This window comes from Vibrio sp. D173a (assembly GCF_030248475.1).
Genome location: NZ_JAHGAH010001313.1, coordinates 1 through 704 on the forward strand (window position 1 = coordinate 1; position 704 = coordinate 704).

Genomic DNA, 704 nt, shown 5'->3' on the forward strand with positions numbered 1-704 from the left:
TTGATCCCGCGGCAGTCAGTCAACGTCTCATTTCACATAAACCCTAACTCATTCAAAAATAACTATGATTTCGCTTATGGCGTCGTCATAGACTTGCTTTACTCGTGATCTAAAATCACAACAATAATTACAACTTTGCACACAGATGCAGAGGTTGACTAAGGGAAATCTATGTTTAAGAAATTTGAAGGCTTTACCGAGGCCTTCCCAAAGGACGAACCAATACAGCCACCAAGCGGCATATTGGCTTTTTGTCGACATTACACACGCGGATTTGAAAAGCCGTTACTGATCCTTGGCTGAATGAGTATGACCATCGCAATCATCGAGGGGGCTCTGTTTGGCTATATGGGACAGTTGGTTGATTGGCTTACAACCAGCAATAAAGAGACCTTCCTTGCCGACAATCAAACAACATTGATCGGCTTAGGGATTCTGTTGTTGGTGATCATGCCCGTCATGATCGCGGCGTATTCTCTCTTGCTTCACCAAACCTTGCTGGGCAACTACCCAATGTCGATCCGTTGGCTTGCTCACCGTTACCTTTTAAAGCAGAGCTTGTCCTTCTATCAAGATGACTTTGCAGGGCGTGTTGCCACCAAAGTAATGCAGACCTCACTTGCGGTGCGTGAAACTGTGACCAAAATGGTCGATGCGTTCGTGTACGTCACGGTCTACTCTACGGCAATGCTATTTATGTTGGC

The 704-nt window shown here is 45.6% G+C and carries 1 pseudogene; it reads left to right on the forward strand.

The window, feature by feature from the left end:
- Nucleotides 1-171 precede the first annotated feature (171 nt).
- Nucleotides 172-704: pseudogene (locus KIV40_RS33050) on the forward strand (ABC transporter ATP-binding protein); the annotation flags it as partial.